Annotated in this window: 27 protein-coding genes and 1 pseudogene; 18 read left to right on the plus strand and 10 right to left on the minus strand. The window is 68.4% G+C overall.

Annotated features, from left to right (window positions below; all coding sequences use genetic code 11):
- Nucleotides 1-67 precede the first annotated feature (67 nt).
- Nucleotides 68-1,375 carry an MFS transporter gene (locus J8I33_RS07970; protein WP_050012177.1) on the plus strand — a complete coding sequence of 436 codons (1,308 nt, stop codon included), beginning with the start codon at nucleotides 68-70 and terminating at the stop codon, nucleotides 1,373-1,375.
- Between the two features lies 1 nt (nucleotide 1,376).
- Complete coding sequence (locus J8I33_RS07975) at nucleotides 1,377-2,492, plus strand: amidohydrolase family protein (RefSeq protein WP_209934429.1); 1,116 nt, start codon at nucleotides 1,377-1,379, stop codon at nucleotides 2,490-2,492.
- Nucleotides 2,493-2,507: 15 nt separating this feature from the next.
- Here J8I33_RS07975 and J8I33_RS07980 read toward each other — a convergent pair whose 3' ends face one another.
- From J8I33_RS07980 to J8I33_RS07990, 3 genes are all read right to left on the minus strand, one after another.
- Nucleotides 2,508-2,984: an SRPBCC family protein gene (locus J8I33_RS07980; protein ID WP_050012440.1), complete on the minus strand. Its 477-nt coding sequence runs from the start codon at nucleotides 2,982-2,984 to the stop codon at nucleotides 2,508-2,510.
- Between the two features lie 119 nt (nucleotides 2,985-3,103).
- Nucleotides 3,104-3,589 (minus strand): SRPBCC family protein, encoded by a 486-nt coding sequence (locus tag J8I33_RS07985; protein ID WP_209934436.1) that lies wholly within the window; start codon nucleotides 3,587-3,589, stop codon nucleotides 3,104-3,106.
- Nucleotides 3,561-3,926: a metalloregulator ArsR/SmtB family transcription factor gene (locus tag J8I33_RS07990; RefSeq protein WP_124555265.1), complete on the minus strand. Its 366-nt coding sequence runs from the start codon at nucleotides 3,924-3,926 to the stop codon at nucleotides 3,561-3,563. Before J8I33_RS07990 ends, J8I33_RS07985 begins: the two co-directional genes overlap by 29 nt.
- A 212-nt stretch (nucleotides 3,927-4,138) precedes the next feature.
- Here J8I33_RS07990 and J8I33_RS07995 point away from each other — a divergent pair, with 212 nt between their 5' ends.
- Together J8I33_RS07995 and J8I33_RS08000 are read left to right on the plus strand one after the other, a co-directional pair.
- Entirely contained in the window at nucleotides 4,139-4,669 is a 531-nt protein-coding gene (locus J8I33_RS07995) for a GNAT family N-acetyltransferase (protein WP_124594343.1), read from the plus strand.
- A gap of 25 nt (nucleotides 4,670-4,694) precedes the next feature.
- The gene (locus tag J8I33_RS08000) at nucleotides 4,695-5,273 is read left to right on the plus strand and encodes a hypothetical protein (protein WP_209934443.1); all 579 of its coding nucleotides are present in this window, start codon (nucleotides 4,695-4,697) and stop codon (nucleotides 5,271-5,273) included.
- Nucleotides 5,274-5,321: 48 nt separating this feature from the next.
- On the opposite strand, the gene J8I33_RS08005 is transcribed toward J8I33_RS08000, so the two are convergent.
- Nucleotides 5,322-5,900: a TetR family transcriptional regulator gene (locus tag J8I33_RS08005; RefSeq protein WP_209934451.1), complete on the minus strand. Its 579-nt coding sequence runs from the start codon at nucleotides 5,898-5,900 to the stop codon at nucleotides 5,322-5,324.
- 342 nt (nucleotides 5,901-6,242) lie between these two features.
- Here J8I33_RS08005 and J8I33_RS08010 point away from each other — a divergent pair, with 342 nt between their 5' ends.
- The gene (locus J8I33_RS08010) at nucleotides 6,243-6,947 is read left to right on the plus strand and encodes an SDR family oxidoreductase (RefSeq protein WP_089489858.1); all 705 of its coding nucleotides are present in this window, start codon (nucleotides 6,243-6,245) and stop codon (nucleotides 6,945-6,947) included.
- A gap of 57 nt (nucleotides 6,948-7,004) precedes the next feature.
- On the opposite strand, the gene fabV is transcribed toward J8I33_RS08010, so the two are convergent.
- Nucleotides 7,005-8,207, minus strand: coding sequence for an enoyl-ACP reductase FabV (fabV, locus tag J8I33_RS08015; RefSeq protein ID WP_089437238.1), 1,203 nt, complete (start codon nucleotides 8,205-8,207; stop codon nucleotides 7,005-7,007).
- Between the two features lie 162 nt (nucleotides 8,208-8,369).
- On the opposite strand from fabV, the gene J8I33_RS08020 reads away from it, so the two are divergent.
- From J8I33_RS08020 to J8I33_RS08045, 6 genes and pseudogenes are all read left to right on the plus strand, one after another.
- Nucleotides 8,370-8,903 carry a MarR family transcriptional regulator gene (locus tag J8I33_RS08020; RefSeq protein WP_050012168.1) on the plus strand — a complete coding sequence of 178 codons (534 nt, stop codon included), beginning with the start codon at nucleotides 8,370-8,372 and terminating at the stop codon, nucleotides 8,901-8,903.
- Nucleotides 8,904-8,991: 88 nt separating this feature from the next.
- Nucleotides 8,992-10,311, plus strand: coding sequence for an SDR family oxidoreductase (locus J8I33_RS08025; protein ID WP_209934457.1), 1,320 nt, complete (start codon nucleotides 8,992-8,994; stop codon nucleotides 10,309-10,311).
- Nucleotides 10,308-10,778 carry a DUF2269 domain-containing protein gene (locus J8I33_RS08030; protein ID WP_089489857.1) on the plus strand — a complete coding sequence of 157 codons (471 nt, stop codon included), beginning with the start codon at nucleotides 10,308-10,310 and terminating at the stop codon, nucleotides 10,776-10,778. Before J8I33_RS08025 ends, J8I33_RS08030 begins: the two co-directional genes overlap by 4 nt.
- A gap of 145 nt (nucleotides 10,779-10,923) precedes the next feature.
- A pseudogene (locus J8I33_RS08035) lies at nucleotides 10,924-11,346 on the plus strand (DUF393 domain-containing protein); the annotation flags it as partial.
- Nucleotides 11,343-12,842: a TIGR01777 family oxidoreductase gene (locus J8I33_RS08040; protein ID WP_209934464.1), complete on the plus strand. Its 1,500-nt coding sequence runs from the start codon at nucleotides 11,343-11,345 to the stop codon at nucleotides 12,840-12,842. The pseudogene J8I33_RS08035 and the gene J8I33_RS08040, both read left to right, overlap by 4 nt.
- A gap of 72 nt (nucleotides 12,843-12,914) precedes the next feature.
- Nucleotides 12,915-13,538 carry a glutathione S-transferase gene (locus J8I33_RS08045; RefSeq protein WP_050012163.1) on the plus strand — a complete coding sequence of 208 codons (624 nt, stop codon included), beginning with the start codon at nucleotides 12,915-12,917 and terminating at the stop codon, nucleotides 13,536-13,538.
- Nucleotides 13,539-13,616: 78 nt separating this feature from the next.
- On the opposite strand, the gene J8I33_RS08050 is transcribed toward J8I33_RS08045, so the two are convergent.
- Nucleotides 13,617-15,038 carry a serine hydrolase gene (locus J8I33_RS08050; protein WP_209934471.1) on the minus strand — a complete coding sequence of 474 codons (1,422 nt, stop codon included), beginning with the start codon at nucleotides 15,036-15,038 and terminating at the stop codon, nucleotides 13,617-13,619.
- A gap of 235 nt (nucleotides 15,039-15,273) precedes the next feature.
- On the opposite strand from J8I33_RS08050, the gene J8I33_RS08055 reads away from it, so the two are divergent.
- From J8I33_RS08055 to J8I33_RS08075, 5 genes are all read left to right on the plus strand, one after another.
- Nucleotides 15,274-15,693, plus strand: a complete 420-nt coding sequence (locus J8I33_RS08055; RefSeq protein WP_050012161.1) for an HIT domain-containing protein — start codon at nucleotides 15,274-15,276, stop codon at nucleotides 15,691-15,693.
- 263 nt (nucleotides 15,694-15,956) lie between these two features.
- Nucleotides 15,957-16,121, plus strand: coding sequence for a hypothetical protein (locus J8I33_RS08060; protein WP_162838116.1), 165 nt, complete (start codon nucleotides 15,957-15,959; stop codon nucleotides 16,119-16,121).
- Nucleotides 16,122-16,277: 156 nt separating this feature from the next.
- The gene (locus tag J8I33_RS08065) at nucleotides 16,278-16,937 is read left to right on the plus strand and encodes an isoprenylcysteine carboxylmethyltransferase family protein (protein ID WP_209934477.1); all 660 of its coding nucleotides are present in this window, start codon (nucleotides 16,278-16,280) and stop codon (nucleotides 16,935-16,937) included.
- Between the two features lie 379 nt (nucleotides 16,938-17,316).
- Complete coding sequence (locus J8I33_RS08070; protein WP_050012159.1) at nucleotides 17,317-17,754, plus strand: hypothetical protein; 438 nt, start codon at nucleotides 17,317-17,319, stop codon at nucleotides 17,752-17,754.
- A gap of 846 nt (nucleotides 17,755-18,600) precedes the next feature.
- Complete coding sequence (locus J8I33_RS08075; RefSeq protein WP_050012158.1) at nucleotides 18,601-19,437, plus strand: bifunctional allantoicase/(S)-ureidoglycine aminohydrolase; 837 nt, start codon at nucleotides 18,601-18,603, stop codon at nucleotides 19,435-19,437.
- An 81-nt stretch (nucleotides 19,438-19,518) separates the two neighbouring features.
- On the opposite strand, the gene J8I33_RS08080 is transcribed toward J8I33_RS08075, so the two are convergent.
- Both J8I33_RS08080 and J8I33_RS08085 read right to left on the minus strand, forming a co-directional pair.
- Nucleotides 19,519-19,932 carry a hypothetical protein gene (locus J8I33_RS08080; protein WP_209934482.1) on the minus strand — a complete coding sequence of 138 codons (414 nt, stop codon included), beginning with the start codon at nucleotides 19,930-19,932 and terminating at the stop codon, nucleotides 19,519-19,521.
- A 248-nt stretch (nucleotides 19,933-20,180) separates the two neighbouring features.
- Nucleotides 20,181-20,975 carry an aminoglycoside phosphotransferase family protein gene (locus J8I33_RS08085; RefSeq protein ID WP_209934486.1) on the minus strand — a complete coding sequence of 265 codons (795 nt, stop codon included), beginning with the start codon at nucleotides 20,973-20,975 and terminating at the stop codon, nucleotides 20,181-20,183.
- 243 nt (nucleotides 20,976-21,218) lie between these two features.
- Between J8I33_RS08085 and J8I33_RS08090 the strand changes: the two genes are divergently transcribed.
- Together J8I33_RS08090 and J8I33_RS08095 are read left to right on the plus strand one after the other, a co-directional pair.
- Complete coding sequence (locus J8I33_RS08090) at nucleotides 21,219-23,348, plus strand: PBP1A family penicillin-binding protein (protein ID WP_124594351.1); 2,130 nt, start codon at nucleotides 21,219-21,221, stop codon at nucleotides 23,346-23,348.
- Between the two features lie 8 nt (nucleotides 23,349-23,356).
- Complete coding sequence (locus tag J8I33_RS08095) at nucleotides 23,357-23,968, plus strand: trimeric intracellular cation channel family protein (protein WP_050012154.1); 612 nt, start codon at nucleotides 23,357-23,359, stop codon at nucleotides 23,966-23,968.
- Between the two features lie 31 nt (nucleotides 23,969-23,999).
- Here the strand turns inward: J8I33_RS08095 and J8I33_RS08100 are convergent, their stop codons facing one another.
- The gene (locus tag J8I33_RS08100; RefSeq protein ID WP_209934493.1) at nucleotides 24,000-24,389 is read right to left on the minus strand and encodes a VOC family protein; all 390 of its coding nucleotides are present in this window, start codon (nucleotides 24,387-24,389) and stop codon (nucleotides 24,000-24,002) included.
- Nucleotides 24,390-24,484: 95 nt separating this feature from the next.
- A complete protein-coding gene (locus J8I33_RS08105) occupies nucleotides 24,485-25,315 on the minus strand; it encodes a heme ABC transporter ATP-binding protein (protein WP_209934500.1) in 831 nt (276 codons plus the stop codon).
- Nucleotides 25,316-25,323 lie beyond the last annotated feature (8 nt).

The raw sequence follows: 25,323 nt of genomic DNA on the forward strand, positions 1-25,323 counted from the left end.
CGAACGAACAAAGGCGTCCCGGCCGCGCGCCGCGCGGCAGAGGATCGCCGCATCCACGGAGACAACCATGACATCCGCTTCCCCGGCGCTGGCCGCCGATCGCGACACCGACGCGTCGATCGAGCAACGCGCGGTGCGCAAGGCCGCGTGGCGCTTCATCCCGCTGCTCGCGCTCGCGTACTTCTTCAACTATCTGGATCGCACGAGCGTCGGGTTCGCCGCGCTCACGATGAACCGCGATCTCGGGCTGACGGCGACGCAGTTCGGCTGGGGCGCGGGGATCATGTTTGCCGGCTACTGCGTGTTCGAAGTGCCGAGCAATCTCGCGCTGTACCGCTTCGGCGCACGCCGCTGGCTCGCCCGCATCATGATCACGTGGGGGCTGATGGCGGCCGCGACCGCGCTCGCGACCGGGCCGACGAGTTTCTACGCAATCCGGCTGCTGCTCGGCATCGGCGAGGCTGGATTCTTTCCCGGCGTGATCTTCTTCCTCGCCGTGTGGTTTCCGGCGAGCTACCGCACGCGCGTGCTCGCGTGGTTCACCGTGTCGACGCCGCTGTCGTCGCTGATCGGCGGCCCGCTGTCGACGTGGCTGCTGCAGCTCGATGGCACGCTCGGGCTCGCCGGCTGGAAGTGGATGTTCATCGTCGAAGGGCTGCCCGCGTGCGCACTTGGTTTCCTTGTGCTGAAGCTGCTGTCCGATTCGCCGGCGAATGCCGCGTGGCTGTCGGACGACGAACGTGCCGCGCTGCAGCGCGCGTTCGAGCGCGACGGCGCGGCGGCCGGCCGCAAGAAGCGCTTCGGCGTCGCGCTGCGCGACGTGCGCGTGTACGTGCTCGCGCTGATCTCGTTCGGCTTCACGATGGGTTCGTACGGGATCGGCATCTGGTTGCCGCAAATGCTGAAGGCGCACGGGATGTCGACGATGCAGACCGGCTGGCTGTCCGCGGTGCCTTACTTCTTCGCCACGATCGCGCTGCTGTGGTGGGCGAAGCGGGTGGACCGTCGCGGCGGCCCGATCGCGAACCTGGCGATCGGCTTGTTCATCGGCGCGGTGGCGCTCGGCGTGTCGACGCATTTCCTGACGCTCGGGCCGGCGCTCGTCGGCATCACGCTCGCGCTGATCGGCACGATTGCCGGCCGCACGATCTTCTACACGCTGCCGTCTCGCTTCCTGTCCGGCCAGGCCGCGGCCGGCGGGCTGGCGCTGATCAATTCGATCGGCGCGCTCGGCGGCTTCGCGGGCCCCTATCTCGTCGGCTACCTGAAGGACAGCTTCGGCACCTTCACGGCCGGGATGCTCGGCCTCGCGATCGTGCTGGCGATCACGACGCTGCTCACGCTGTCGCTGTATGCATTCGACCGGAGCGAATGACATGACTTTTTCGATCACGCGGCGCCGGTTGATCGGCGCGGCCGCCGCATCGTTCGCGCTGCCTGCGTTTGCCGACACGGCGGCCCATGATGGAGCTTCACGCATGACGCAAAGCAACTACCTCGCGGTTCGTCCCGACTGGCTCGCGTCGGCGCTCGAACCCGCGCTCGAGCCCGACCTGCCGATCATCGATGCGCATCATCACTTCTATGAACGGCCGGGCTGGATCTACCTGCTCGACGACTATCTGCCGGACGCGCGCTCGGGTCACAACATCCAGGCGTCCGTCTACATGCAGGCGCAGACGCATTATCGCGATTCGGGCCCGGCCGAACTGAAGCCGGTGGGCGAGACGGCCTATGTCGCCGGCGTGACCGAGCCGCTTCAGCACGGCCCGGTGGCCGTCGCGAAGGGCATCGTCGGTCACGCGGACCTGCGGCTTGGCGAACGCGTGCGCGACGTGCTGGAAGCGCATGTCGAAGCCGGGCGCGGACGGTTTCGCGGCGTGCGGCACCTGAGCACGTGGGATGCCGATCCGACGCTCGCCAATCCGCTGTCGGCGGTGCCGCGCGGGCTGCTGCTCGATCCCGCGTACCGGGCCGGCGTCGCGCAGCTCGCGCCGCTCGGGCTGTCGTACGACGCGTGGCTGTTCTTCCCGCAGTTGCCCGAATTGTTCGAACTCGCGAAAGCGAACCCCGACACGCGGATCATCGTCAATCATTGCGGCGGCGTCGTGCGGATCGGCAGCTATGCGGACAAGCGACCGGAGGTGTTCGCGCGCTGGTCGGCGTCGATGCGCACGCTCGCGCAATTGCCGAACGTGTACGTGAAGGTCGGCGGCCTCGGGATGCGCATCAATGGGTTCGATTTCGAGAAAGGCGCGAAGCCGCCGTCGTCGACGCAGCTCGCCGACGCGTGGAAGCCGTGGATGATGACCTGCATCGACGCGTTCGGTCCCGGGCGCTGCATGTTCGAGGGCAATTTCCCGGTCGACAAGGGCTCGTATTCGTTCGTGAACGGCTGGAACGCGTTCAAGCGCCTGACCGCGCAGGCCGGCGCGGACGAGCGCGACGCGCTGTTTCGCGGCACGGTCACGCGCGCGTACCGGCTCGGCTGACGCGCATGCGCGGCGTCAACCGGCTTCCACCAGCGCCGCGAGCCGCGCCAGCGCCATCTGCCAGCCGGTCTCGTTGTCGGCGGCCGGCACGCCGGGCGGGACGCCGTCGTGCACCGCGTCCACGCGCGTGCCGCCCGCCTCGTCGGACAGCGTGATCGTGATCGTCATCGCGCCGCGCAGCATCGGGTCGTCGGTTTCGAATACATCGATCTCGACGATCCGCTCGTCGGGCACGAGCGTGACGAAGCGGCCGTGATAGGTGTCGGTGTGCGCGGTCGTCTTGCCGGCGCCGCCCGACGGCGCGTCGTAGCTCAGCGACACGCGCAGCGCGCCGCCTTCGCGCGTGTCGTACGCATGCACGCGGCACGTCATGCCGTCGGGCACTTTCCATTGCTCGACCGCGTGCGGGTCGAGCAGCGCGCGGTAGACCCGCCCGCGCGGCGCGTTCAGGTGCCGGCTGACCCGGGTCGAATGCGTGTGCGTGTGCAACATGTCGCCTCCCGCGAAGCGTGCGAGACGGTGCACGCCGGCGCCCGGCGTGTCGTCATGCTTCCTTCAGGAATCCTAGGCGCGGGCGCGGCGGCATGCAATGACCGCACGGGCAGCGGCGTTCAGCGCAGGGTGGCGGCGAACGCGTCGAGCTGCGTGATGCAGGTGTTCCAGCCCTCGAAAAAACCGAGCGCTTCGTGGCGCTCGCGCGTCGCGGCGTCGGGATGCATCACGCGCGCCTCGTAGCGGCTGCCCGCGTCGTCGTCGGCCATCGTGACGATCGCCGTGAAGCCCAGCCACGGCGTCTGCGGCCGCCAGCCGCCCGCGAGCATCGACGTGAACGCGATGCGCGATTCCGGCACGATGTCGAGGAAGCAGCCGGGGTTGTCGCTCGTGCCGCCGTCGGGGCCGCGCATGAACGTATGGAAAGCGCCGCCCGGCCGCAGGTCGAATGCGCGCACCTCGGTGGTCCATGGTTTCGGGCACCACCATTCCTTCAGCAGTTCCGGGTCGGTCCATGCGCGCCATAGCGCGTGGCGTGGTGCGCGCAGCGTGCGCGTGATGACGAGATCGTGGGCTTCAGCGGGGGCGACGTGGTTGGCTGACATCTTGCTCCTCCTGGTGACGGCGTTCGACGAATTCGACGAGACGATCGGATCGCGCTTCCCACTGTGCGCGCTGCGCGGCGAGCCATGCCTCGGCCTCGGTCAGCCGGCTGCCGACCAGCGCGCAGGTGCGCGAGCGGCCGGTTTTCCGGGTCTCCACGAGGCCGCTGCGCTCGAGCACGGCGACATGCTTCATGAACGACGGTAGCGCCATGTCGAACGGCGCGGCCAGCGCGGAGACGGTCCGCTCGCCATGGCCGAGCGCGCTGACGATCGCGCAGCGCGTCGGATCGGCGAGCGCATGGAACACGTCGCTGATGTGGAGGGGAAGGTTATCCATTCGGCTAAGTGTAGGCGATGTCGACGCCGGTGCAACGACAATTTTCGTCGCGTACGATGATGGGGCGGTAACACGCGCCGACCGCGTGCCGCGTTGTCGGATACCTGCCGTCGTGGTGCGCGCCTCGACACCTGGCCGGCGTTCGTTCCGATCCCGCCCCATGCCGAACCCGCGCGTGCGGCCCACCTGACTACCTGACTACCGGAGATGGCATGACCGAACCTGTTACCGTCCGCCGCGTCGGCGCGAGCGAAGCGATGGCCTGTGTCGATGCGCTGGCCGACGTGCTGATCGATTGCGTCGAAGGCGGCGCATCCGTCAGCTTCATGCTGCCGATCGAGCGGTCGACCGCCGTCGCGTTCTGGACGCGCGTGGCCGAAGGCGTCGCGAACGACGAGCGCATCCTGCTCGTCGCCGAGGACGGGGCCGGGCGGATCGTCGGCACCGTGCAGGTCGTGACCGCGCAGCCCGAGAACCAGCCGCATCGCGCGGATATCGCGAAGATGCTCGTGTCGCGGCACGCGCGCCGGCAGGGCGTCGCCGCGCGCCTGATGGCCGCGGCCGACGCGGCCGCGCGCGACGCCGGCAAGACCGTGCTCGTGCTCGACACGGTGACGGGCGGCGACGCCGAACGGCTGTACGAACGGGCCGGCTGGCAGCGCGTCGGCATCGTGCCGAACTACGCGCTGATGCCCGACGGCGCGCTGTGCGCGACGACGTATTTCCACAAGCAGCTCGCGTAACGGCATCCCCCAAACCGCTGCCTCGATGAAACGCTCCTATGTCGCTTTCGCCCTCACGGGCCTGCTGGTCGCGCTGCCGATTGCCGCGTATGCGCTCGTCAAGCCGCTGCGCGTCGTCGCGCCCGCGCTGATTCCCGGCGTGTCGTGCCCGAGCGCCGACATCTGCACGGACGATGCCGCGAAGCTCGACGACGCACGGCAGCTCTATCGCGACGGCTACGCGCGCGCGGCCGCGGCCGTCGGCGCGTTCCAGGCTTCGCCGCGCGTCGTGTTCTGCTCGACGCGCGCGTGCGCCGATGCGTTCGGCCTCGGCTCGCGCGCAGCGCTGGCGCTCGGCGATTTCGGCGTGGCGATCGCACCGCGCGGCTGGCAGACCTACTTTCTCGCGCACGAGCTGATCCATCACCGGCAGGCGGAAGTGCTCGGCAACGTCGCGGTCGTGACGAAGCCGCGCTGGCTGATCGAAGGAATGGCGTATGCGCTCAGCGACGATCCGCGTCATCCGCTCGCGCAACCGTTCGAATCCTGGCGCACGCAGTTCGCCGCGTGGAATGCGGCGCGCGGCGCGCAGCCGCTGTGGGACGCCGCGCGGGTGGTGGAATAGCGGGAATGACGGCAATGACGATCGCGCGCGACCGGCCCCGCCATGCCGCTACGCCGGCACGGTCGGATCGTCCGGCTGCCCCACGAGCGTGCGCCGCCCCGCGTCGAGAATCTCGTCGGCCAGCGCCGGATCGGTGCCGGCAATCGCGCGCGACAGCACGAGCGCGCCGATCATCTGGCTGAAGACGGCGAGCGCGTCGCGGCGCGCGTCTGCCGAGCCTTCGGCGGCCAACGTCCGCTCCAGCCGGTCGAGATAGCCGGCGACGCCGCGCGTGTAGCAGGCGCGCGCCGCGTCGGTCAGCCGCGGCGCATCGCCCGCGAACCCCGACAGCGGGCAGCCGCCTTCGACGTTGTCGCGATGCGCGGTCGACAGGTAGGCCGTCACTTGCTTCGCGACGCTGCCGGCACTCGGCGAATCTGCGCGGTCCTGCATGGCTTTCTCCATCACCGCGGCGACCAGCGCATTTTTCGATTTGAAATGGTTGTAGAAGCCGCCCTGCGTGAAGCCGGCGTCCTTCATCAGTTCCGTCAGCCCGACGGCCTCGACGCCGCGCATGCGAAACAGCCGCTCGGCGGCCGCGACGATCGCGTTGCGGTTTTCCGCGGCCTGTTGTCTCGAGACGCCCATCGATCCCTCCCTCTTTCCCGCAATTGCGTCGATTGAAAAACACAATGGTGATCACCATTGACGTGCCGACCTCGCGCTGGCACCATGCTTCGCAAAGACGATGGTGATCGACATTGAGATTCAAGTGTAGCCGACTTCGCGGACGAAGCGAAGCAACCCGGCGCAGCATGGATCGAAGTCGGTCGGCGTCCAGGGTGCGGCGAGGCGCGGGCGGCGGGACGGCCCGGCTGGCGGCACCGGCGGTGCAACGGTTCGGTACGCGATGGCAGCGTGGTTTTTCACCGGATTCCGGGCGTGTGGCGAACCGGCGCGCACGGGATTCAATCTCCGAAAGGAAGGGTCATGAAGATCGAAGGTGCAGTCGTTTTCATCACGGGCGCGAACCGCGGGCTTGGCCTCGAGTTCGCGAAGCAGGCGCTCGAGCGGGGTGCGCGCAAGGTCTATGCGGGCGCACGCGATCCGGCCAGCGTGACGCTGCCGGGCGTCGTGCCCGTGAAGCTCGACGTGACCGATCCGGCGGCGGTCGCGGCGGCCGCCGAGGCGGCGCGAGACGTCACGCTGCTGATCAACAACGCCGGCATCGCGCGGCTCGGCAGCCTGACCGACGACGGCGCGGTCGATGCATTGCGCGCACACCTGGAGACCAACGTGTTCGGGATGCTGGCGATGTCGCGCGCATTCGCGGGAACGCTCGCGGCCCACGGCGGCGGCGCGATCCTGAACATCCTGTCGGTCGCGAGCTGGACGAACCGGCCGATCCTGTCGGCCTACGGCGTATCGAAATCGGCCGCATGGGCGCTGACCAACGGGCTGCGCCATTCGCTGCGCGAGCAGCGCACGCGGGTGATCGGGCTGCATGCCGGCTTCATCGATACCGACCTGACGGCCGGCCTCGACGTGCCGAAAGCGACGCCGGCCGACGTCGTGCGCCAGGCGTACGACGCCATCGAGGCAGGGGCGGAGGAAGTGTCGACCGACGAGTTCACGCGGCAGGTGAAGGCCACGCTGTCGTCGGGCGTCTATCTGGAAGAACCGGCGCCGCGTTGACGCCGCCGGCAGGGCGAACCCGCCGCCGCGCCGTGCGCGCGGCGGCGGATCGACCCGTCAGACCGTCGTGTCGATGATGCCCGGGATCTTCACGTCCGGGTTCACGTCCGCGTCATAGTCGACGCCGGCGATCTCGAAGCCGAACAGGCGCAGGAACTCGGTCTTGTAGCCCGCGAAGTCGGTCATCTCGTACAGGTTCTCGTTCGTCACCTTGTCCCACATCGCGACGACCTTCGCCTGCACCTGCGGATCGAGCTCCTTGTAGTCCGCGCGCAGGCGGCCTTCTGCGTCGACGTGCGGCGTCGCGCCGTACAGGCTGTCCTTCAGGAGCCCGTACACCTGCTCGATGCAGCCTTCGTGCGTGCCCGTTTCCTTCATCACCTTGAACAGCAGCGACAGGTACAGCGGCATCATCGGGATCGCCGAGCTGGCCTGCGTGACGACGGCCTTCAGCACCGACACGCGCGCATCGCCGCCGTGCGCGGCCAGCTTGTCGCGGATCGACAGCACCTTCTTGTCGAGATCCTTCTTCGCTTCGCCGATCGAGCCGTTCCAGTAGATGTCGTGCGTGATCTGCTCGCCGAGGTACGTGAACGCGGTGGTCTTCGCGCCGTCGGCCAGCACGCCGGCGTCGGCCAGCGCGTCGATCCACATCTGCCAGTCCTCGCCGCCCATCACCGCGACGGTGCCGTCGATCTCTTCCTGCGTCGCCGGCTCGAGCGACACTTCGCGGATCACTTCCTTGTCGGTGTCGAGCCCGCGGAACGTGACGGCCTTGCCGACCGGCTTGAGCGTCGAGCTGATGGTTTCGCCCGTCTTCGGGTGCGTGCGGCGCGGCGCGGCGAGGCTGTAGACGACCAGGTCGACCTTGCCGAGATCCTGCTTGATGGTGTCGATCGTGACCTGCTTGACCTTGTCGGAGAATGCGTCGCCGTTGATGCTGCGCGCATACAGCCCCTTTTCGGCGGCGAATTTCTCGAACGCGGCGCTGTTGTACCAGCCGGCCGTGCCGGGCTTCGTTTCGCTGCCGGCGCGCTCGAAGAACACGCCGAGCGTGTCCGCGCCCGAGCCGAATGCGGCCGAGATCCGGGCGGCGAGGCCGTAGCCGGTCGACGCGCCGATCACGAGCACCTTTTTCGGGCCGTTGGCGATCGGGCCGTGCGAAGTCACGTAATCGATCTGTTCCTTGACGTTGGCTTCGCAGCCGACCGGATGAGTCGTCACGCAGATGAAGCCACGCACGCGCGGTTTGATGATCATGGGAGAACCTCTAGTCAGAAAGGCGGGGACGGCCTGAAATCGGAAAAATCCCGCGCATTGTAAAGGAAGCGGCCGATCGCGGGCGGGCACGGACGGCAGGCGTCGGATCGCCCGGTTACTTCTCTCTTGACAGAAATAACTGAAAAAACTAAATTCCCCACCATGGAACTCACGCCGATTGCCGAACGATTCATTCTCCACTGGGGCGAAATGGGCTCGCGGTGGGGCGTCAACCGTACTGTGTCGCAGATTCACGCGCTGCTCTACCTGGCCGGACGGCCGGTTGCGGCCGACGAGATCGCCGAGACGCTCAACGTCGCACGCTCCAACGTCAGCACGAGTCTGAAGGAGCTGCAGGCGTGGCGGCTCGCGAAGGTCGTGCACGTGCTGGGCGATCGCCGCGACCACTTCGAGACGTCGACCGACATCTGGGAGTTGTTCAAGCTGATCGTCGAAGGGCGACGGCAGCGCGAGATCGAGCCGACGCTCACGGTGCTGCGCGATTGCCTGACGAATCCGGACATCGCGAACGAGAGCCGGGAGACCGAGCAGCGCATTCGCGACACGCTGCAGTTCGTCGAGACGCTCACGACCTGGTCCGACGAAATGCTGCGGCTCAAGCCCGATACGCTGATGAAGGCGCTCGGCATCGGCGCGAAGATCAGCCAGACGGTCAGGCGCAAGCCGTCGAAGTAAGCGGTAACGGCAGAGCGGGCACGCAGCCCGCTTTTTTCGAGGTTGTTATTTCTGTCTGTACAGAAATAACTGTAAATAGAGGATGAGCATGAACGCAGTCTTGCCGTCTACCTCCCCGCCCGATCGCACCGGCGCACGCGGCATGACCGTGCTCGTCTGCGGCGCGAACGGCTTCATCGGGCAGGCGCTGTGCGCGCGGCTCGAAGCCGGCGGGCATCGCGTGTTGCGGGGCGTGCGCCGCGCGGCCGGCCCGCACGACGTCGCGATCGACTTCGCGCAGGACGTCGATCCGCAAGCGTGGCTCGCACGGCTGAAGGGCGTCGACGTGGTGATCAACGCGGTCGGCATGCTGGCCGATCGACGCGGCGCGACGCTCGATGCCGTGCATCGCGCCGCGCCGTGCGCGCTCTTTACCGCGTGCTGCCTGGCCGGCGTGCGGCGCGTGATCCAGATCTCGGCGCTCGGCGTCGAACGCGGCGATACGCGGTACTTCGCGAGCAAGCGTGTAGCCGACCGTTTCCTTCAGACGCTGCCGATCGACTTCCGCATCGTGCGCCCCGCGCTCGTCTACGGGGCGGCCGGCGCGTCCGCGCGGTTTTTCCGGATGCTCGCGAGCCTGCCTGTGCACATGTTGCCGGCGGGCGGCCATCAACGGCTGCGCCCGGTGCATGTCGACGATCTCGCCGAAGTCGTGGCGCGGCTCGTCGTACAGCCGGGCGATTCGCGGGCGGCCGAGAGCCGGGTGATCGACGTGGTCGGCAGCGACGAAGTCGAATACCGCGAGATGCTGGCCGGCTACCGCGCCGCGCTCGGATTTCCGCCGGCGGCCCGCGTGACGCTGCCGGGCCCGCTGGTCGGCGCGGCGGCCGCACTGCTCGGCACGCTGCCGGGGGCGATGCTGACGCGCGACACGTGGGCGATGCTGCGCGGCGGCAACACCGGCGACCCGACGGCCGTCACGGCTGTGCTGGGCCGGCCGCCGCGCGGCCTCGGCAGCTTCATCGGCGCGGAAGCCGGCGCATTGCGCCGCGACGCGCTCGCGATGTGGCGGCGCCCGGTGCTGGTGGGCGCGCTCGCGATCGTGTGGATCTGGACGGCGATCGCGAGCGCGTTCATCCATCCGCTGCACGCGAGCCTCGCGCTGCTGGCGCCTGCGCACCTGACGGGCCTGCCCGCGCTGATTGCGCTTTACGCGGCCAGCGCGCTGGATTTCGCGTTCGGCATCGCGACCGTCGTCGCGCCGTCGCGGCGCCTGTGGGCCGCGCAGGCGGCGCTGATCGTCGCGTATTCGGCGGTCATCGCGGTCACGATGCCGGGCCTGCTGGCCGAACCGTTCGGCCCCGTGCTCAAGAACGTGCCGATCCTCGCCATCCTGTTGATCCTCTATTCAGAAGAAGAACACGCATGAATACCTATCTCGTCATCAAGGCGCTTCATATCCTGTCTTCGGTGCTGCTGGTCGGCACGGGGTTCGGCACCGCGTTCTACCTGTTCTTCGCGAACCGCACGCGGTCGGTGCCCGCGATCGCGGCCGTGTCGCGGCTCGTCGTGCGCGCGGACTGGTGGTTCACGACGCCGGCCGTGATCTTCCAGCCGGCGTCCGGGCTGTGGCTCGCGCACACGGCCGGCTGGCCGTGGCATACGCCGTGGCTGCTCGCGTCGATCGTGCTGTATGCGGTCGCCGGTGTGTGCTGGCTGCCGGTCGTGTGGCTGCAGCTCGAACTTGCATCGATGGCGAAGCTCGCGCACGCGAACGGCGATGCCGCGTTGCCCGAGCGCTACTGGCGCTATGCGAAGCGCTGGGAACTGCTCGGCTATCCGGCGTTCTTCGCGATGCTGACCGTGTATTTCCTGATGGTGGTCAAGCCGATGTAAGTCTGTCGCCGTCGCGTGGGGGCGGCGGCGTACGCGGGACAGCAGTCAATCGATCGATTCATGATGCTTGCAATAACAAGCAGGAGTGCGAAGCATGGGATCAAGTGAAATGGTTCTCCACTTCGATGGGCGATGTCCGCTCACCCCGCGCCGCATCGTCGTGCGCTGGATGTACGCAGCCGCGATCGCGCACCTGCTGGTCGGCGCAGCCATTCCGTGGATCGCCGGCGCATCTTGGCTCGACGCGTATCACCGCGACATCGAGTGGCATTTCTGGACGGGAGCCGCGCCCGAAGCCGCGCGCGCCCAGCAGGTCTGGTGGATGTCGCTGCTCGGCGCGACGGTGCAGTGCGCGTCGGTCTGGATGCTCGCGCTCGTCCATCTCGGCAACCGGCTGCGGAAACGGGAAGTGTGGGGCTGGCTGCTGGCTGGCCTGTCGATCTGGGCGCCGCAGGACATGCTGTTGTCGTGGCAGGCGCAGGTGTGGAGTCACGTGGCGATCGACGTTGCCGCACTCGTCGCGATGGTGCCGCCGCTCGTCTGGCTTTGGAGGAGGGATACCGCATGAACACGTTGCCTGCTTTCGACTGGGCGCTCAACCTGCTGATCGTGCAGGGCGCGATGGGCGCATTCGATACGCTTTATCACCACGAACTCACGCAGGACCTGCCGCACAGCCCGCGCGCGCGGCTCGAGCTGGCGATTCATGCGGTGCGATCCGTGCTGTACGGCCTCGTGTTCGCGTCGATTGCGAACGTCGCGTTTCACGGCGCGTGGGTCGCGGCGCTCGCGACGGTCGTGTTCGTCGAAGTGGTGCTGACGTTGTGGGATTTCGTCGTCGAGGACCAGAGCCGCAAGCTGCCGGCGACCGAGCGTGTGCTGCACACGCTGCTGGCCGTCAACGGCGGCGCGCTGTTCGGAATGGTCGCGATGCAGCTCGCCGTGTGGGCGCACGCGCCCACCGCGCTGCACGCGATCGACGTCGGCTGGCGTGGCTGGTTGCTCAGCCTGTTCGCCGTCGGCGTGACGCTGTCGGGCGTGCGCGACGGGATCGCAGCATACCGCATCGCGCCACGCGCGCCGGCCGCCAACCCGTTCGCCGGGCAGCGGCCGGGCAACGTACTCGTTACCGGCGGGACCGGCTTCATCGGCGAAACGCTCGTGAACCAGTTGCTCGATGCCGGGCATACGGTCACGTTGCTGGCACGCGATCCGTTGCGCGCGGCTTACCTGTTTCAAGGCCGCGTGCGCAGCGTGACGTCCGTCGACCAGTTGCAGCCGCACGAGCGCTTCGACACGGTGATCAATCTCGCCGGCGCGCCGGTGCTGGGCGCACGCTGGAGCAAGCGCCGGCGGGCGCTGCTGCTCGCCAGCCGCGTCGGCGTCACGCAGGCGCTGATGCGCTGGGTGGAAACCGCCGTGGTCAAGCCGCGCACGTGGATCCAGGCGTCCGCGATCGGCTACTACGGCGTGCGGCCGGGCGACGAACGGCTCGACGAGGGCAGCAGTACCGGCGCCGGCTTCATGTCCGAGCTGTGCCGGCAGTGGGAGGCGGCCGTGCAACCGCTCGAGCGCCACGGCGTGCGCGCGGTGGTGCTGCGGCTGGGCATCGTGTTCGGCCCGGGCGGCGCGTTGCGCCCGATGCTGCTGCCGCATTACGTCGGGCTGGGCGGCCGATTCGGCGACGGCGCGCAGGTGATGAGCTGGATTCACCGCGACGACGTGCTGCGGATCGTCGCGCGAGCGATGACCAACGCGGCCATGCATGGCGTCTACAACGCGGTCGCACCGGTGCCGCTGACCCAGCGCGCGTTCGTGCGGGTCGTGACGAAGGTGCTGCGCCGTCCGGCGTTCCTGCACGTGCCGGCCGCGCCGCTGCGCGCCGCGATGGGCGAGATGGCCGAGCTGCTGCTGGACGGGCAGCGCGTGGTGCCGGCACGGCTGCATCAGGACGGATTCATGTTCCGGTTCCCGACGGCCGAGCACGCGCTGCGCGACCTGACGAACCGGCCGCACACCGATTTCGCGCCCGCGGTCTGCCGTTTCCCGCGAGGTCGTGTATAAATTCGGCGTGAACGCGTTCGGCGTGTGCCGTGCGCGCCGAACGCTCCGCACCCGACCTCACAAGGAGACTGCATGCTGCACGTCCTCGGCAAGATTCCGTCCATCAACGTCCGCAAGGTGCTGTGGTTGTGCACCGAACTGAACCTGCCGTTCGAACAGGAAGACTGGGGCGCGGGCTTCCGCACGACCCACGATCCGGCCTATCTCGCGCTGAATCCGAACGCGCTCGTGCCCGTCATCAAGGATGACGATTTCGTGCTGTGGGAATCGAACACGATCATCCGCTACCTCGCGAACCGCTACGGCGGCGATGCGCTGTATCCGGCCGAGCCGCAGGCGCGTGCGCGCGTCGACCAGTGGATCGACTGGCAGGGCTCGGACCTGAACCGCTCGTGGGTCGGCGCATTCCTCGGCCTCGTGCGCAAGTCGCCCGACCATCAGGATCCGGACGCTATCGCACGGTCGATCGCGGGCTGGACGACGCACATGCGCGTGCTGAACGCGCAGCTCGACAAGACCGGCGCGTACGTGGCCGGCAACACGTTCACGCTCGCGGATATCCCGATCGGTTTGTCGGTGAACCGCTGGTTCGGCACGCCGTTCGAGCATCCGGACCTGCCGGCGGTGTCGCGCTACATCGAACGCCTCGCGACGCGCGAAGGGTTCAAGCAGTACGGCGGCAGCGCGAATCCGTAATGCAGCGCGGATAGCGCGTGAAGCGGCGGCGTCGTCACGGCCGCCGCCGTAGCGCGCGCGGCGGGCAAGCGCCCGTCGTCACGCACCGGGGGCCGGCACCGCGTCGAGCACGCGCGCGAGAAACGCCTCGTGATTCCACGCGGCTTCCGGCCGCGACAGCCCGAGCCGCACGATCACCAGCTCGCGGCTCGGCACCACGCTCACGAACTGACCTTCATGGCCGACCGCATGAAACGCGTCGACCGGCATCGCGCGCGCATGCGGATCGCGATCGTTGAACGGCTCCGGCACCTTCACCCACAGCTGCGCGCCGAATTCCTGCCGCGTCGACTGCGGCGTCGCGCGCGTCAGGTAATGCACCCAACCTTCCGGCAGCAGCCGCTGCCCGTTCCACACGCCGTCCTGCAGCAGAAGCTGACCGAAGCGCGCCCAGTCGCGTGCGCTCGCATACAGGTACGACGCGCTGACGAGCGTGCCGGACGCATCGGGCTCGAACACCGCGCTGCGCATCCCGAGCGGCGCGAACAGTGCGCGGCGCGGAAACGCGAGGTAGTCGGCGTCGCTGCCGCCCAGCGCTTCGCGCATCACGCGCGCGACGATCGCGCTCGTGCCGCTCGAGTACGACCACTGTGCGCCGGGCGTCGCGGCAAGCGGCTTCGCCGACGCGAACCGCGCGGTATCGGGCTGCGTGAACAGCATCACCGCGACGTCGGACAGCGGGTCGTCGTAGTCCTCGTTGAATTGCAGGCCGCTCGTCATCCGCAGCAGTTCGTCTAGCGTGATGGCCGCGCGCGGATCGCCGCTGCCGCGCCATTCGGGCAGCAGCGCCGACGTGTCCGGCGACAGCTTGTGCCGCGCGACCAGCGTGCCGACCAGCGCGGCGGTCACGGTTTTCGTCATCGACCAGCCGGGCAGCGGCGTGTCGGCCGTGAAGCCGCGCGCATAGCGTTCGGCGATCACCTGGCCGCGCCACATCACGACGACCGCGCGCGTGCGCCGCGGCCGCGCCGGATCGGGTTCGTCGAACGCGCGGTCGAGCGCGGTCTGCAGCTTGCGTGCGTCGATGCCGGCGGGCGGCATGGCCGGTGCGGGTGGGTCGGGCGGCGCGACCGGCGGATCGGGGAGGGGCGGCAACGCGGCCGGCAAGGTGGCCGCCGCCGCACCGGTCGGGGCCCCGAGTGCGAGCGTGCAGCCGAGCCCGGGTCGGAAGTCGGCTTCGCGTTCGGCGAAGCCGGCGAAGGTCGCCATCGCACGATGATGGTCGGGATCGAGCGACGGGCGTACCAGTTTCAGCAGCGGATGGACGCCGGCCATGATGTCGACGTCGATCACGGACGCGGCCGGGCGGCCCGACACGAATACGCCCGAGCACAGCGCCTTGGCCGCATAGCCGGTTGCGATCGGCGCGAGCCGGGACAGCATGTAGCCGGTGTAGCCGATAGCGGCCACGAGGGCGAGCGCGACACCGCGCAGAATCAGCTTCTTGAGGGGGATCGTCATGCGCGAGCGTCCTCGGTGGCGTGCCGGCCGGCAACGATCCGGCAGTGTCGCAGGTTCGGGCGATGCGTTGCAATCGCGGCCGCGTGACGCGTGACGACGATCGCATGCAGTCACGTCGCCGGCCGCTCGACAATTCGGCGCGCGTCGTGCGAGTTGATATCGGGCCGGCCGTCGGCCGATAATCGTCCGGCATTGCTGTCCCAGTCCCACTGTCCAATCGAGATCGGAAAACGCCATGTCCTACGACAACAACAACCCGTTCGCCAAAATCCTGCGCGGCGAACTGCCGTGCGTGAAGGTCGCCGAAGACGACGCGACGCTCGCGATCATGGATCTGATGCCGCAGGCCGACGGTCACGTGCTCGTGATCCCGAAGGAGCCGGCCGCGCAGATCTTCGAGCTGTCCGGCGACGCGGCCGCGGCCGGCATCCGGATGGCGCAGCGCGTCGCGGCGGCGGTGCGCGCGGCGCTCGAGCCGGACGGCGTGTTCATCGGCCAGTTCAACGGCGCGGCAGCCGGCCAGACGGTCCCGCATGTGCATTTCCACGTGATTCCGCGCTGGGAAGGCGCGGAGCTGCGGATGCACGCGCGGGACATCGCCGACGCCGCGACGCTCGAAGCGCTCGCGCAGCGCATTCGTGCCCGCTTCGTGTAACAACCCGTCCGCACCCGGCGCGGCGGCCGTCCACCGGCCGGCCGCTGCGCCGCCAGAGCCTGTTTCAGCGGTCACACCAGGTAACACGTGTAACCGCCCGGGAAACTCGGCCGGCCGGGCCCGGCGCTAGACTCCGCGCATTGTTTCATCGAGCGACAGGAGGGGCGGATCGCCTCTTCGTGCCGGCCGTCGCGTGGTGCGGCGACACGCGGCGGCGCGGTCTTCGCGAGATGCCGTTCGTCTTTCGCGCCGGGAACCGAGCCATGTCCAGACTTCTCATCACGCTTGCCCTGATCGGCGGCCTGTCCGGCTGCTATGTCGCGCCGCCGTACGGCTACGCGCCCGCGCCGGCCTACTACGGCTATGCCCCCGCGTATTACGCGCCGCCCGTCACCGTCGGCATCGGCGGCCACTTCCACATCCGCTGATCCGTCGCAGCACGCCGGCCGCGGCCATACCGGCCCGGTCGGCTGCCGTTGGCCGGACGATGCCCGCGCGTTCGCGCGCGGCATCACGGTGCTGCACGGCGCGCGGGCTGCGCGGTTCCTATACTTCACAGGAATGCGTATCCCCGCGAGGCCGTCATGACAGCCACCCCCAAGGTCATCGTTCTGTCGAGCCTGTCCACGCTCGTCTATCTCGGGCTCGCCGTGCTCGGCATCGGCGGGTTCGCTGCATTCTTCTCGCATCCCCAGCTGACCGTCGTCGCGCTCGCGACGCTCGCGATGGCCGTCACCGCGCTGTTCACCGAAGGCAACCTGAGCAGCGGCGAGCGCGAGCGTCGCGACAACCGCTGGGTGCTCGCGGCGTTCGCGGTGAGCGGCTTCCTGCTCGCGTACCTGCCCGCGCTGACCGACCGGCTCGACGTCTGGATGTTCGGCGGCGACACGGTGCGCTGGATCGGCGTCGCGCTGTACCTCGCGGGCGGCGTGCTGCGGATGTGGCCCGTGTTCGTGCTCGGCAAGCGCTTCAGCGGGCTCGTCGCGATCCAGCCGGGCCATACGCTCGTGACCGGCGGCATCTACAGCCGCATCCGCAATCCCAGCTATCTGGGCCTGGTCGTCAATTCGTTCGGCTGGGCGCTGGCGTTCCGCTCGGGCGTCGGCGTGCTGCTGGTCGTGCTGACGTTCGTGCCGCTCGTCGCGCGGATCCGCTCGGAAGAGGCATTGCTGCGTTCGCAATTCGGCGCCGAGTACGACGCGTACTGCGCGCGGACGTGGCGGTTGCTGCCCGGCGTGTACTGACCCTCTTCATCTTCTCCCTGACCGTCGTTCGGAGGCCCACGCCGCGGCATGTGCAGATGTGTTGCCACGTGTGTCTCGAATGTGCGGCCGCTTGCATCACCGGCCTGTCGCGATGCGGGGCCAGAACCGTGCCCAAGCCAATGCCGGCAAGGGTTTCAGCCGGATTCGGCGGGCGCGTTTATCGTCTGTTATTCGTAAACAACTTGTTACCACAATGTCCACGGCAGGAATGCGGGACCGGTGCTATTCTTCGCCGCAAGCTCGTTGAAATGAATTGGTCCGCGGTTCGGCACAATGCCTGCCCCGACGTCGATCGATTCAGATCGTCGTACCGAGCGGACCTCGATAACCAGAATTGCGAACAAGGAAGAATACGGGAATGTGGAAGAAAATCGCCCCCGCTCTCGTCGTCGCCGCGTTGACCGGCGCGACTGCACTGCCGGCAATGGCCGGTGACTTGAACAACGCGCTCGGCGGCGCGCTCGGCGGGGTTGCCGGCGCAGCGGTCGGCGGCGCGGTCGGCGGCAGCACGGGCTCCGTCATCGGCGGCGCGATCGGCGGCGGCGCCGGCGGCGCGGTGACGTCGAACCGTCGCGAGCGCACCGGCGCGATCATCGGCGGCGCCCTCGGCGGCGGCGCGGGTACCGCGGCAGGCAACGCGATGGGCGGCCGCACGGGCGGCCTGCTGGGCGCGGCCGTCGGCGGCGGCGCCGGCGCGGCACTCGGCGGCAACATGTCGCGCAGCTCGTACGATCGCGATCACGGCGACCGCGGCTACCATCGCCGCAAGCATCGCCACCACCGCGACTGGGACTGATCGCCGCTGGCGCGGCCCGGTGCGCGACCCGCGCACCGGCGCGCCGACGGCGTCGGCATCCCGACGCGAGCCTCAGCCCGGCGCGCTGCCGGGCCGCTTCGCCGGCCACGCCGGCGATTCTCCTCCGGCTTCATCAGCCGCTGCCATGTGCCCGATCGACGGGCCGGCAATTCTCCTTCCGCTGTTTTCTCCGTTTCTCGACGACACCCGTTGCCGCGTCCGAATGTGCGCGGGCAGGGTCGGTCGAATGCCGTCCACTTTTCCTTTGACACGTCGGCTCGTTCTGACCTGACCGTATCTCGCGGCCCTGCCGCAGCGGTCCGCTGCCGCGCACGTTTCGACTGCGTTCGATCCGCGTAACGGGATGCATCGAGACCGGCGCTTTGCACGCTGCGTTGTCGTGCACGGACCCATCGCGCGAGCGTTCGCAACCGTCAGGATTTCCCCGATAGCCGGCGCGCCCCGCAACGCTTCCCCACCGCGCATCGCGGGCGCCGGTGGGTAGTGCGAAATCGAATGCATGTCATCGCAACATTTAATTGGTCGATCGAGATCGACTTCGCTATCGTCGGCGATGCTCGCGTACCGAGTCGAACCGTGCCGCCATCCGCGCCTCGCTGCATGATCGCGAGGGCCGCGGCCTGACCGCCGGCCCGACCATCCGGGCCGCCGCGTCCGCTCGACGGACGGACCCGATGCGAAGCCTGGCCGACCGACCGAAGGCGCATGCGCTTTCAAGCCACCCCGGCAACGACGTCCCGCCGTCGTCTGCGCGTTTCACGCGCAGGCGAACCGCCCGACGCCGTTTGCGCCCGGGGCCGGACCAACCCATTGCCTGGATGCACTATGTCTAAGACAACGTATTACGCGCCGCATGGCGGCCACCCGCCGCAGACGGATCTGCTGACCGATCGCGCGATGTTCACCGAGGCGTACGCGGTGATCCCGAAGGGAGTGATGCGCGACATCGTCACGAGCTGGCTGCCGTTCTGGACCCACACGCGCCTGTGGGTGATCGCGCGCCCGCTGTCGGGTTTCGCGGAAACCTTCTCGCAGTACATCGTCGAAGTGAATCCGGGCGGCGGCAGCGACAAGCCCGAGCAGGACAAGCACGCCGAAGCCGTGCTGTTCGTCGTCGAAGGCGAAGCGGAGCTGACGCTGCAGGGCAAGCAGCACACGCTGAAACCGGGTGGTTACGCATTCATTCCGCCGGGCGCGGACTGGACGCTGCACAACGTCAGCGATGCCGCGGTGCGTTTTCACTGGATCCGCAAGCACTATCAAGTGGTCGACGGCATTCCGCTGCCGGACGCGTTCGTGACGAACGAGCAGGACGTCGAGCCGATTCCGATGCCGGGCACCAACGGCGCATGGGTGACGACGCGCTTCGTCGACATGAGCGACATGCGTCACGACATGCACGTGAACATCGTGACGTTCGAGCCGGGCGGCGTGATTCCGTTCGCCGAAACGCACGTGATGGAGCACGGCCTGTACGTGCTGGAAGGCAAGGCCGTTTATCGGCTGAACCAGGACTGGGTCGAGGTGGAAGCCGGCGACTTCATGTGGCTGCGCGCGTTCTGCCCGCAGGCATGCTATTCGGGCGGGCCTGGGCGGTTCCGTTATCTGCTGTACAAGGATGTGAACCGTCACATGAATCTGACGCTGAACCCGGCGCGCTGAAGGCGCGGCGCAGGTCGGATATGAAAGCCCGTCGGTGTTTGCCGGCGGGTTTTTTTTCGCGTTCAGCGTAGGGTCAGACAGTCAGCGGATAGGCTGTCCGACAACCCGAGCCCACACTGCCCGAAGGCGTCGCGCGCGGTCTTCGAAGAGATATGACGCCGCAAGCGCCAAGAGACCTGAAATCGCACCCGTCACGATGTGCTCGACATAGGGGATGCGGTAATGACTCGTGTGCGAGTAGGCGTCGCCCAACGTCGTCAGGACGCCAACGATCAGCGCATTGCCGTATCGATGCGCGTAGAGTTTCGAGGCGGGCGTGAAAGTCAGAAGTATCGCCAGGAGCCCGGTCAGCAGACCCGTATGAAAGGCGATAGTCCAGTGGGTAACGCTCATGACGTTTCCCCAGCTCCCGGGCATGCAGGTCATGCACGCGCCGGTCGGCTGCCAGAAGCGCTGGATAAACAGTCGGACGCGGTGCTTCCACTCGGTTGACATGATGCGTTTCCATCAATGCCGTCGTCACGGCCGTTGCCACTATACGTAGATGGGTCGGCGGTGCGCCGTAGAGGCCGGGTAATCACCTCGATATCGGGGAATACTACTCCACGATCAGACGGCCGCGGTTTCGAACGAGCCCGGAGTTCAGCGCTTGCGTCTATCTGTGCGGCACCGTCCGTCCGGTGGTCTTCGCCGCTTCCCCGCAGACATTCGCGATGGGCTGTTTTCATGGTCGACGCGTATCGCTACAGCTCGAGCGCAGCCGCCGCAAGCATCGCAACCTGCAGCCGCGTATCGGCCGGCTGCTCGTCCTCCATCAACCACACCGCCGACAGCCCGGCCCACGCGAGTATCCACTTCAACAACCGTCCCCGTTCGAGCCGCGCCGCATCGGCCACGACCACGACACGCCGTTCGAAACGCACCGGATCGACCGCGATCTCATGCGCAGGATTGCAGAACAGATTCGCATAATCGAACGCGTGCTCGCCGCGCAGTCCTTTCGGGTCGATCGCGCGCCAGCCGCGATCGCCGAAATGAAGCATGTTGTCATGGTGAATGTCGCCGTGCAGCACGACTTCGTCGACGGATGGCCCGGCCAGCAACTGACGAGCGACCGCCGCCGAACGGCGCAGCGTATCATTGTCGGCATCGCTCGACAGCAACGCATAGAACCAGTCATGCAGCGGCACGACCTGCGGCACCTGCGGCGCACGATGCGCGTGCAGCCGCGCGACGACGTCGCACGCGATGCGCATCGTGTCGTCATCGTGGCCCGCGGCCGACAACACGGCGAGCGTCGGCGTCGGCTGCGCGCGTTCGAGCAGGATCGCGTCGCCGTCGTGCTGCCACACTTGCGCAGCGCCTTGCCCGTTCCACCACGCCATTAGCGCATTTCCACGCCGCTCTTCGTCGCAAGTGGCGACTTTCAGCATCGCGGGCCGCGCATGCCAGACGACCGGCAGCAGGCCGCCGCTTGCGGTCAGGATCGGGCCGCCGTCGGGGACGAGGCTCCACAGGTCGAGGTATCGATCGAACATCCGACGATGGTACAAGCGAACCGGCTCGCGTGCCCGGCGCACTCGACCGCAACGACATGCCGCAAACCCCGCATACACGGTGCGAGCAGACCCCAAAGCGTTTTCCTAAACAAAATTTAGCCAGCCAAACTTTGGCTAAAGAATGTTCCGGTTTCACGCCATCCCTTCGACAATGCGCGCCTTTCGTGACCGATCGGCGCGTGTCTCGCGCCGGCCGTCGCGGCACTGAAGAAGGAGCCCGACATGACCGACCCCACCGCCAATCCGCCTCCGCCGCCCGCGCCGCCCTCCACACCGCCGCGCCGCCGCCGCGTATGGCGCACGCTCGCGGGCGCGCTGCTCGGCCTGACGCTCGCATGCGCGGGCATCGGCGCCTGGACGATCGATCGCATCTGGACGCAGCTGCCGTCCGTCGAGCACCTGGCCGTCTATCGTCCCGCGCTGCCGCTGCGGATCTTCTCGCGCGACGGCGACCTGCTGGCCGAATACGGCGTCGAGCGGCGCGAGTTCGTGCCGCTCGAACGCATCCCGCCGCTGATGCGGCACGCGCTGCTCGCGGCCGAGGACGCAAAGTTCTACGAGCACGGCCCGGTCGATGTCGGCGGCCTCGCGCGCGCAACGTTCGCGAACGTCGTGACCGGCCAGCCGGGGCAGGGCGGCAGCACGATCACGATGCAGGTCGCGCGCAACTTCTACCTGACGCGCGACAAGGTGCTGAGCCGCAAGCTCGCCGAGATCCTGATGGCGGCCAAGCTCGAACGCGCATACAGCAAGAACAAGCTGCTCGAGCTGTACATGAACGAGATCTATCTGGGCGAGCGCGCATACGGCTTCGCGGCCGCCGCGCACGTGTACTTCGGCAAGCCGCTCGACGCGTTGAGCGCGGGCGAAGCGGCCGTGCTCGCCGGGCTGCCGAAGGCGCCGTCCGCGTTCAACCCGGTCGTCAATCCGGCGCGCGCGACCGCGCGGCGCAACTACGTGCTCGGCCGGATGCATGCGCTCGGCCAGCTCGACGATGCGGCGTATCGCGCGGCCGTCGACGCGCCGATCGCGCTGGCGACCACGCCGCCGCCCGGCATCATCGCGGCGCCGTACGTCGCCGAGCGGGCGCGCCGGATGATGGTCGAGCGGTTTCATGACGACGCGTACACGCTCGGCCTCGACGTGACGACGACGATCTCGATGCGCGACCAGCGCGCCGCCGAGGCCGCGCTCGAGCGCACGCTGAGCCGCCAGTCGCGCGCGACACGCGATGCGCGCAACGGCCTCGAAGGCGCGCTCGTGTCGCTCGATGCGGCCACCGGCGACATGCTCGCGCTGGTCGGCGGCGCGGATTTCAATCGCAACGTGTTCGACCATGCGCTGCAGGCGTATCGGCAGCCGGGGTCGAGCTTCAAGCCGTTCGTCTATTCGGCGGCGCTGGAGAAGGGCTACTTCCCCGGCGTGCTCGTCGACGATACGCAGCGCACGCTCACACACGCGGAAACCGGCGCGCGGCCGTGGCGCCCGCGCAATTTCGCGAACAACTACGAGGGTTTCATCCCGGTGCGGAGAGGGCTCATGCGCTCGAAGAACCTCGTCGCGGTCAGCCTGATGCAGGCCACCGATGCGCGCTACGTGCAGCAGCACGCGGTGCGCTTCGGTTTCGATGCGCAGCGCAATCCGGCGTCGCTGCCGCTCGCGCTCGGCGCGGGCGCCGTGACGCCGCTCGAACTCGCGAGCGCGTACAGCGTGTTCGCGAACGGCGGCACGCGGATGGAGCCGCGCCTGATCCTGTCGGTGAAGCAGCGTCACGGCGGCGCGATGTACGAGGCGACCGTGCCGGCGGGCGAGCGGGTCGTGTCGGCGCGCAATGCGTTCGTGATGGACAGCATGCTGCGCGACGTCGTGCGTGCCGGCACCGCGCGCGGCGCGCTGGCGCTCAGGCGTGACGACGCGGCCGGCAAGACGGGCACGTCGAACGGATCGAAGGACGTATGGTTCGCCGGCTATTCGTCGGGCATCGTCGCGGTCGCGTGGCTCGGCTACGACACGCCGCGCCCGATGGGGCGCGCGACCGGCGCGACGCTTGCGCTACCGGTCTGGCTCGACTACATGAAGACGGCCGTCGACGGGCGCACGCCGGTCGATGCGACGCCGCCGCAGGACGTCGCGCTGGTCGACGGCGATTTCGTCTACGCCGAATACACGCGCGGCACGTGCACGGCCGACGTGCCGGCGTATATCCGCAGCCGCTTTGCGTGCGGCGGCGCGGCGGCCGTCGATGCGCCGGATGCATCGGCCGACCACGGCCAGCGCGACGAACCGATGCCGGCCGCCGTCGATGCGGCCGAGCGCGAACGCGTGCTCGACCTGTTCCGGACCGACGACTGACGCGCGCGATGCATACGCTCTATCTGATTGCGATCGTCGCAGAAGCGATGTCGGGGGCGCTGATGGGCATGCGTCGCGGGATGGACCGCTTCGGGCTTGCGCTCGTCGGCGCGGTGACGGCGCTCGGCGGCGGCACCGTGCGCGACGTGCTGCTCGGCCACTATCCGCTCGGCTGGATCGCGCATCCCGAATACCTGGTGATCACGCTCGTCGCGGCGACCGTCGCGTCATGGGCCGCGCGGCACGTCGCGCGGATGAAGACGCTGTTCGTCACCGTCGACGCGATCGGCCTTGCGGCGTTCACGATCATCGGCTGCGACATCGGCGCATCGACCGGCACGGCACCGATCATCGTCGTGCTGGCCGGCGCGATCACGGGCGTGTGCGGCGGGATGCTGCGCGATTTACTCTGCAACGAGATGCCGCTGATCCTGCGCGAGGAACTGTATGCGAGCGTCGCGTTCGCCACGGGCGCGCTGTATGTCGGGATGCAGCATGTCGACATCGATGCGGGATTCGCGACGCTCGTCGCGCTGGCCGCCGGCTTCTCGATGCGGATGCTCGCGGTGCGGCTCGGCTGGAAGATGCGGACCTTCGGCGCGGCGGACGTCGAGCATTGAGCGTTCGTGCTCATGCTTGCCGTGCCGGCGTTCAGTCCGGCTGCATGACCTGAAAGACGTTCCCTTCCGGATCGACGCCGTCATACATTCGGAACGGGAAGCCATCGTAGCGCTTGGGATCGCGCACGGTCACGCCATCTCGGGCGAGCCGGTCGCGATGCGCGTCGAGATCGGCGTCGATCCTGAATACGAGTTTCACGTTGCTGGTGGTTGCGTGCGCGTTCGTGTTTGCGAATGCGGCCGCATCACGGAACGCCGGCCCGGCCCGATGCAGCGCGAGTTCGATCGCACCTGCGTCGAGCACGACCCATTCGACGTCGATTTCCTCGATGACGGGCAATGCGAAACATCGTTGGTAGAACGCCTTCAGCAACGCGACGTCGCGGACGTACAGGATGATGCGGGTCATCGGAAGCGGCACGGAGGTTTCCTCGAAACGGGCAGACGAACAATCTCGAGCGAACGCCGCCGCTGACGGCGGCGCACGACGCTACGATCAGGGGACACACGCCCGCGTTACGCGGGCACCATCACCGGCGGCGTCCCGTCGCCGGTTTCCACCATCTTCACCGCGAAGCCGTAGCACCGCGCGATATGGGCCGGCGTCATCACGTCGCGCGGCGCACCCTGCGCGACGATCGTGCCGTCGGCGAGCATCGCGATCGTATCCGCGTGCCGCGCAGCGAGGTTCGGATCGTGGACGATCGCGAGCACGCCGAGCTGCCATTCGCGCGCGACGGCGCGCACGGTATCGAGCAGCCGGTGCTGGTGCGCGAGATCGAGTGCGGCGGTCGGTTCATCGAGCAGCAGGTAACGCGGGCCGGTTTCCGGTGCGTCGCGGTCCGGCCACAGCTGCGCGAGGACGCGGGCGAACTGCACGCGCGCGAGTTCGCCGCCCGACAGCGTCGTGACGTCGCGGCCGACGAGCGCGTCGGCGCCCGCGCGTTCGAGCGCGCGCCACGCGATGTCGCGATCGCGATGCGCAATGACGTGGCGGGCGCCGCTGCGCCGCGCATGCGGATAGCGGCCGAGCAGCACGATTTCGTCGACGCTGAACGGGAACGCGGGCTGCGCGGCCTGCGGCAGCACCGCGCGCAGGCATGCGAGCCGCGGCGCGTCGATGCGCGCGAGCGGCTCGCCGTTCAGCGTGACGTCGCCCGTCACGCGCACGCCGTTCGGCGCGACGCTGCCGGTCAGCTCGCCGGCGAAGGTTTTCAGCAGCGTGCTCTTGCCCGCGCCGTTGCGGCCGAGCAGCGCGGTCACGCGGCCGGGTTCGATCGACAGCGACAGGTTGCGCAGGATCGTGTCGTGCCGGCGCGCGACGTCGAGGTGGTGGGCAGTCAGCATGGTCGTCG

The sequence above is a fragment of the Burkholderia sp. AcTa6-5 genome (assembly GCF_017815075.1).
GTDB classification, from domain to species: Bacteria; Pseudomonadota; Gammaproteobacteria; order Burkholderiales; family Burkholderiaceae; genus Burkholderia; species Burkholderia sola.